At 42.4% G+C, this 7,629-nt stretch carries 8 protein-coding genes and 1 pseudogene; all 9 read left to right on the top strand.

Features of this window, described 5'->3' with window-relative positions:
* Window positions 1-100: 100 nt before the first annotated feature.
* Entirely contained in the window at window positions 101-1,444 is a 1,344-nt protein-coding gene (locus tag HUS62_RS16820) for a Na(+)-translocating NADH-quinone reductase subunit A (protein WP_054562348.1), read from the top strand.
* A 4-nt stretch (window positions 1,445-1,448) separates the two neighbouring features.
* Window positions 1,449-2,651, top strand: coding sequence for an NADH:ubiquinone reductase (Na(+)-transporting) subunit B (locus HUS62_RS16825; RefSeq protein ID WP_054554279.1), 1,203 nt, complete (start codon window positions 1,449-1,451; stop codon window positions 2,649-2,651).
* Entirely contained in the window at window positions 2,644-3,396 is a 753-nt protein-coding gene (locus tag HUS62_RS16830) for a Na(+)-translocating NADH-quinone reductase subunit C (protein ID WP_054562304.1), read from the top strand. Before HUS62_RS16825 ends, HUS62_RS16830 begins: the two co-directional genes overlap by 8 nt.
* A complete protein-coding gene (locus HUS62_RS16835; RefSeq protein ID WP_054554281.1) occupies window positions 3,396-4,028 on the top strand; it encodes an NADH:ubiquinone reductase (Na(+)-transporting) subunit D in 633 nt (210 codons plus the stop codon). The genes HUS62_RS16830 and HUS62_RS16835 overlap by 1 nt, the downstream gene beginning before the upstream one ends.
* Window positions 4,029-4,038: 10 nt before the next feature.
* Entirely contained in the window at window positions 4,039-4,647 is a 609-nt protein-coding gene (nqrE, locus tag HUS62_RS16840) for an NADH:ubiquinone reductase (Na(+)-transporting) subunit E (RefSeq protein WP_016708692.1), read from the top strand.
* Between the two features lie 19 nt (window positions 4,648-4,666).
* The gene (gene nqrF, locus HUS62_RS16845; RefSeq protein WP_058586501.1) at window positions 4,667-5,893 is read left to right on the top strand and encodes an NADH:ubiquinone reductase (Na(+)-transporting) subunit F; all 1,227 of its coding nucleotides are present in this window, start codon (window positions 4,667-4,669) and stop codon (window positions 5,891-5,893) included.
* A gap of 112 nt (window positions 5,894-6,005) precedes the next feature.
* Window positions 6,006-7,037: an FAD:protein FMN transferase gene (locus HUS62_RS16850; protein WP_175080493.1), complete on the top strand. Its 1,032-nt coding sequence runs from the start codon at window positions 6,006-6,008 to the stop codon at window positions 7,035-7,037.
* Between the two features lie 78 nt (window positions 7,038-7,115).
* Complete coding sequence (gene nqrM / locus HUS62_RS16855) at window positions 7,116-7,328, top strand: (Na+)-NQR maturation NqrM (protein WP_055020649.1); 213 nt, start codon at window positions 7,116-7,118, stop codon at window positions 7,326-7,328.
* A 176-nt stretch (window positions 7,329-7,504) separates the two neighbouring features.
* Window positions 7,505-7,629 (top strand): annotated as a pseudogene (locus HUS62_RS23180) (transposase); the annotation flags it as partial.

Here is a 7,629-nt window from a genome sequence, read left to right on the forward strand (position 1 = left end):
GGCTATTCTTTGATACTTAGAGTTTAACTTGAGCATATCAAATGGCGACGTGGTTGGTACTATTTTTCAGTTTCTTTCCGTTAATGTAATGCAAGTGCGTATGATCAACATAAAAAAAGGTCTGGATTTACCGATAGAGGGCGCACCTCAGCAAGTTATTCACGATGGTTCTGCCGTCAAACGTGTAGCTGTGCTAGGTGAAGAATATATTGGTATGCGTCCAACCATGCATGTTCGCGTGGATGACCAAGTCAAAAAAGGCCAGGTACTTTTTGAAGACAAAAAGAACCCAGGCGTCTTATTTACTGCACCAGCTTCTGGGGTAGTTAAAGAAATCAATCGTGGTGCTAAACGTGTGCTGCAATCTGTTGTTATTGAAGTTAATGGCAGTGAGCAAATCACCTTTGACTCTTTCAAGGCCGACGAGCTTTCGGGCTTAGACCGTGAAAAAGTTAAAGAAGTACTAGTTCAGTCAGGTCAATGGACAGCACTACGTGCTCGCCCATTCAGCAGAGTAGCTGCTTTGGATGCAAATCCTAGCTCTATCTTTGTGACGGCTATCGACACTAACCCGCTAGCTGCAGATCCTGCAGTAATCATTGCTGAAAACACTCAAGCATTTGAAGCTGGTTTAGCTGTGGTATCTCGTTTGACTGACGGCAAAGTATTTGTTTGTAAACAAGCTGGTAGCCAAGTGCCTAGTTCATCAATCCCTCAAGTAGAAGTACATGAGTTTGGTGGCAAGCATCCGGCAGGTCTTGTTGGTACACACATTCATAACTTAGATCCAGTTTCTGCAAGCAAGCAGGTTTGGCACTTAGGTTACCAAGACGTAATCGCGTTTGGTAATTTATTCCTAACAGGTGAAATCTTCACAGACCGTGTTGTTTCTCTTGCTGGTCCTCGTGTTAAAAACCCACGCTTAGTGAAAACTCAGCTAGGTGCATCTTTAGATGATTTAGTTGCTGGTGAATTAGAAGACGGTGATAACCGTGTAATTTCTGGTTCTGTATTATCAGGCGCTATCTCTCAAGGTCCACACGCGTTCTTAGGTCGTTACCATGTTCAAGTATCTGTATTACTTGAAGGTCGCGAAAAAGAGCTATTCGGTTGGATCGCACCAGGTGCTAATAAGTTCTCAGTAACACGTACCTTCTTATCTCACCTTGCTCCTAGCCGTCTATTTAACATGACGACTTCAACAGGTGGTTCGAAGCGTGCCATGGTTCCAATTGGTAGCTATGAGCGTGTTATGCCTTTAGACATCCTACCTACACTATTATTACGTGATTTAATCGCACGTGATCTTGATGGTGCTATTTCGTTAGGTGCGCTAGAGCTTGATGAAGAAGATTTAGCATTATGTACCTTCGTTTGTCCAGGTAAATACGAGTACGGTTCAATCCTACGCGATTGCTTGACTACGATCGAGAAGGAAGGCTAGAGAGATGGGTTTAAAGAAATTTCTAGAAGATATTGAGCCGCATTTTGAACCGGGTGGTAAACACGAAAAATGGTATGCGCTTTACGAAGCTGCAGCGACTATTTTCTACACGCCTGGTTATGTAAATAAAGGCAAAACACACGTTCGCGATAACATCGACCTAAAACGTATGATGATTTTAGTGTGGATGGCGACGTTCCCTGCAATGTTCTTTGGTATGTTCAACATCGGTCATCAGGCCGCTGGTGCTTTAGCGCAAGGTTTTGAACTAGCAAACACATGGCAAGTTGGTCTGTTCCAATTATTTGGTGGTGAATTAACTGCTGACTCTGGTTGGGGCGCGAAAATGTTTTACGGTGCCTGCTTCTTCCTACCAATATACGCAGTAACGTTTGCTGTGGGTGGTTTCTGGGAAGTACTATTTGCTTCAGTGCGTAAGCACGAAGTAAATGAAGGTTTCTTCGTAACATCTGTATTATTCGCACTAATCCTGCCTGCGACGATTCCTTTATGGCAAGTTGCACTAGGTATTACGTTTGGTGTTGTAATCGCTAAAGAAATCTTTGGTGGTACAGGTCGTAACTTCCTTAACCCTGCTCTTGCCGGTCGTGCGTTCTTATTCTTCGCATACCCAGCGCAAATTTCAGGTGACACAGTATGGACAGCAGTAGATTCATTCTCTGGTGCAACTATGCTTGGCCAAGCTGTTGTTGGTTCACTTGATTACAGCAACATGGAGTTATGGTGGAATGCGTTCTACGGTTTCATTCAAGGTTCTATGGGTGAGACGTCAACACTAGCACTATTAATTGGTGGTTTATTCCTAATTTACGTGCGTATCGCTTCATGGCGTATCGTACTAGGTGTATTCCTAGGTATGGTTGCAACGGCATTCTTACTAAATACAATTGGTTCAGAAACCAATGCTGTATTTGCAATGCCTTGGCACTGGCACTTAGTTCTTGGTGGTTTTGCATTTGGTATGTTCTTCATGGCAACAGACCCAGTATCTGCATCATTCACAGACAAAGGTAAGTTCGCTTACGGTGCGTTAATCGGCTTTATGGTTGTAATGATCCGTGTTGTTAACCCGGCATTCCCAGAAGGTATGATGCTAGCAATCTTATTTGCTAACTTATTTGCACCATTATTCGATCACTTTGTAGTGCAAGCTAATATCAAGCGGAGGTTGGCACGTAATGTCTAGTAATAACGAATCAATCGGCAAAACGCTAACCGTTGTTGTTGCACTATGTTTAGTGTGTGCAATCATCGTATCGTTTGCTTCAGTTCAGCTTCGTCCTTTACAGCAAGCTAACAAAACACAAGATATCCAACGCAATATCTTAGCGGCTGCAGGCATTGAAGTATCAGGTACTGTGTCAGATACCTTTAACTCAAAAATTGAAGCACGTGTTGTAGACATGAACACAGGTGAGTTTGTTGAAGGTGCTGATCCTAACTCATTTGACTTCGAGAAAACAAAATTCGACCAAGCTCGTAGCTTTGCGTTGAAAGCAGAAGGAATTAAAGACATCGCTGGTATTCAGCGTATGACAAAAAATTCACCTGTATATATTTCGAAGAAACCTGATGGTTCTACAGACGCAATCATTCTACCAATCCAAGGTTATGGCCTTTGGGGTGTAATGTACGGCTTCTTAGCGCTTGAAAGCGATGGTGAAACAGTTAAAAACATCAACTTCTTCAAGCACAACGAAACGCCAGGTCTAGGTGGTGAAATTCAAAATCCACAATGGACTGCTAAATGGCAAGGTAAAGAGTTACCAATCAATATCATGAAGAGCGGTGCGAAGAACGAACATCAAATCGATGGTCTTTCTGGTGCAACATTAACTTCAAACGGTGTTGATCACACAGTTGACTTCTGGACTGGCGAGCATGGCTTTGGTCCATTCCTTGCGAAAGTACGTGAAGGAGCGTTGAAATAATGGCTGATACTAAAGAAATGAAGTCGGTCCTATTTGGCCCGGTATTCGCAAATAACCCGATCGCATTACAAGTACTAGGTATTTGTTCTGCGCTAGCGGTAACATCAAGCTTAAAAAATGCACTAATCATGTCAATCGCATTGACACTAGTAACTGCGTTTTCTAGCTTGTTTATTTCGTCAATTCGTAACCACATCCCATCATCTGTACGTATCATCGTGCAAATGACGATCATCGCATCACTTGTAATCGTTGTTGACCAAGTACTGCAAGCATTCTCTTATGCAACTGCTAAAGAGCTTTCAGTATTCGTTGGTCTAATCATTACAAACTGTATCGTAATGGGTCGTGCCGAAGCATACGCAATGAAGTCACCACCGTTAATGTCTTTCTTAGACGGTATCGGTAACGGTTTAGGCTACTCAGTAGTACTACTAACTGTTGGCTTCATCCGTGAGTTATTCGGTAAAGGTTCACTATTCGGTGTTGATATTATTCCATTAGTTCAAAATGGTGGCTGGTATCAACCAATGGGTCTATTGATTTTACCACCGAGTGCATTCTTCATTATTGGTTTATTCATCTGGGTACTTCGTACCTTCAAGAAAGACCAAGTAGAAGCGAAAGCGTAAGGGGCGAGCAGTGGAACATTATATTAGTTTATTTGTAAAAGCGGTTTTCATTGAAAACTTAGCTTTAGCCTTCTTCCTAGGTATGTGTACTTTCCTTGCTGTATCAAAGAAAGTAACAACGTCAATCGGCCTAGGTGTGGCAGTTATCGTGGTACTAGGTATCTCAGTACCTGTAAATAACTTGGTTTATCACGCTGTTCTTGCACCAGGTGCATTAGAGTGGCTTGGCTACCCAGAAGCAGACCTTAGCTTCTTACGTTTCTTGACTTTCATCGGTGTTATTGCAGCACTTGTACAAATTCTTGAAATGGCATTAGATAAGTTCTTCCCTGCACTTTACAACGCGTTAGGTATCTTCTTGCCACTGATCACAGTTAACTGTGCGATCTTCGGTGCGGTATCTTTCATGGTTGAGCGTAACTATAACTTCGGCGAGTCTGTTGTTTATGGTATCGGTTCAGGTGTGGGCTGGGCACTAGCAATTACTTTACTTGCTGGTATCCGTGAAAAAATGAAGTACTCAGACGTTCCTGATGGCTTACGTGGTTTAGGTATTACTTTCATCACTGTTGGTCTTATGGGTCTTGGCTTTATGTCATTCTCTGGTATTTCACTTTAATAGGTAGCGAGGATAAATCATGAATGAGATTTTCTTAGGCGTTGGTGTTTTCATCGCTATCGTTGTTATTTTAGTTTTAGTTATCATTGGTGCTAAATCTAAATTAGTAGCAAGCGGCGATATCATCATCGGAATTAATGGCGACCCAGAAAAAGCTATTAAAACATCTGCAGGTAGCAAGCTATTAGGCGCGCTAGCTGATTCAGGTATCTTCGTTTCATCTGCATGTGGTGGCGGTGGCTCTTGTGGTCAGTGTCGTGTACACATCAAAGAAGGTGGCGGCGATATCTTACCAACAGAACTTGATCACATCTCTAAAGGTGAAGCTCGTGAAGGCTGCCGTTTAGCGTGTCAGGTAAATGTTAAGACCGACATGGAAATTGAACTTGAAGAGTCAATTTTCGGTGTTAAAAAGTGGGACTGTACTGTTATCTCTAACGATAACAAGGCAACGTTCATCAAGGAACTTAAGTTACAAATTCCTGATGGCGAGTCAGTACCTTTCCGTGCCGGTGGTTATATTCAAATTGAAGCACCAGCTCACCACGTTAAATACGCTGATTTCGATATTCCAGAAGAGTATCGTGGCGACTGGAACCACTTCGGTTTCTTCGATCTGGAGTCTAAAGTAGACGACGAAACAATTCGTGCATACTCAATGGCTAACTACCCAGAAGAAGAAGGCATCATCATGCTTAACGTGCGTATCGCTACGCCGCCGCCAAGAGACCTAAGCCTTCCATGTGGTAAAATGTCTTCGTACATTTGGTCATTAAAAGAAGGTGATAAAGTGACTATTTCTGGCCCATTCGGTGAGTTCTTCGCGAAAGACACTGATGCAGAAATGGTATTCGTAGGTGGTGGTGCAGGTATGGCACCAATGCGTTCACATATCTTTGACCAACTTAAGCGTTTAAAATCTAAGCGTAAGATGAGCTTCTGGTATGGTGCGCGTTCTAAGCGTGAAATGTTCTACGTAGAAGATTTCGACGGCTTAGCAGCAGAAAACGATAACTTTGTATGGCACACAGCACTGTCTGATCCACAACCAGAAGATAACTGGGAAGGTTACACAGGCTTCATCCATAACGTACTTTATGAAAACTACTTGAAAGATCATGAAGCGCCTGAAGATTGTGAGTTCTACATGTGTGGTCCTCCAATGATGAACGCGGCTGTTATCAACATGCTTAAAGATCTTGGTGTAGAAGACGAAAACATCTTATTAGATGACTTCGGTGGCTAACACCATACACAAAACAATAAGTTTTGGTTAGAATACAAGCCTCGTAGCACATAGTGTTACGAGGCTTGTTTATTTCTATACCTAACCCTGTGGTATCTAAAAGGTGAATGCTATGAATAGAGTGTTTTATCGCCAAGGCTTGATGGCCTTTTTTCTATTAACTATGACTTTACTCATGGCTGGCTGCAGCCAAGCTGATAAGGCTGAAGAGCTTTATTTTGAAGGTAAGACAATGGGCACCACTTATCATATTAAGGTGTTTGCAGAGTCTTCAAAGGTTGCAGGTGTTGATTTACATCCTGAAATTAAGCAAGTGCTTAAAGATGTAAATCAATCTATGTCGACTTACATTCCCGATTCAGAAATTAACCAGTTCAACCAGTTACCAGCAGGGCAGGTAATGCCAATAAGCGCTGATTTTAGAAACGTGGTAGCTGAATCAATTCGCCTTGGCGAATCAACAAAAACGTTAGATGTGACCATGGGGCCACTTATTGACTTGTGGGGCTTTGGTCCAGATAAAAAGCCGACTAAACGCCCAAGCGATGAAGCCTTGGCCGCAATGGTTGCCAAAATTGGTGTTGATAAGCTTGAACTTACAGATGCTGGTCTGATGAAAACAATTGATGGTTTAGAGCTGTCGTTTTCTGCTACAGCAAAAGGCTATGGTATTGATAAAGTAGCACAAGTGATAGAAAGCCATGGTTTCACTAATTATATGGTTGAGATTGGTGGTGAGCTTCGTGTGTCGGGTATTAAGCCAAACAACATCACTTGGAAAATAGCTATTGAACAGCCTGATGCTGAACCAGGCGTGCGTAAAGTACATAAAGTAATTGAGCCGGGTACTAATGGTATTGCGACATCAGGTGATTACCGAATTTTTTACGAAATGGATGGTGTAACCTATAGCCACTTAATTGACCCTGTAACAGGCATGCCGAGCCGTCATGATTTGGTATCAGTTACTGTTTTACACCCATCAGCGATGACTGCAGATGGCTTAGCGACGGCAATCACAGTGATGGGCATGGAGCGTGCGCAGAAATACGCAGAAGAGCACGATTTGCCTGTGTATTTAATTGGTAAGTCAGACAATGGCTTAGTAACATATTCTAGCCCTGCATTTAAACCATATTTGTAGCGGGGCAAGAAGCAGTTTATAATACATGCAGCCTAATTAGTTGGGCTCGATTTAATTGCTGACGATAGGGGCAAAGCAATGTCACTTTTTCTTCTTACATTTGGTCTACTCATTTTAATTGTGGCAGCGATGGCTGTCGGCATGATTGTGCAAAAGAAATCTATGGCCAGTAGTTGTGGTGGCCTAGGCGCTGTTGGTATCGACAAAGCCTGCGACTGCGACGACCCATGTGACAAGCGTAAAAAGCGCATGGCAAAAGAACAAGTCTGGAAAGAGAATCAAATTCTTTAACCAGAAAAAAGCGCCTAAAGGCGCTTTTTTAATACCTAAATTTTACAAGGACAGTCACTGTATTTTTATATAGACAGTCACTTTTATCTGTTAACTTACTCTTGCAGCTAAGAAGATTTTGTCTACACTTTAGTTACAGCTAATGCATTTCAAATTATCAGTTCAAGGAGTGAACGATGGCTTTAGCAAGGAAGCGGCAAATCTGCTTGTCGAACACCAAGTATTATCACTGCGTATCCCGTTGCGTTAGACGTGCTTACCTTTGTGGAGAAGACGCACTCACTGGTAAATCATATGAACA

It is taken from the genome of Pseudoalteromonas sp. 0303 (assembly GCF_013349995.1).
Taxonomy (GTDB): Bacteria; Pseudomonadota; Gammaproteobacteria; order Enterobacterales; family Alteromonadaceae; genus Pseudoalteromonas.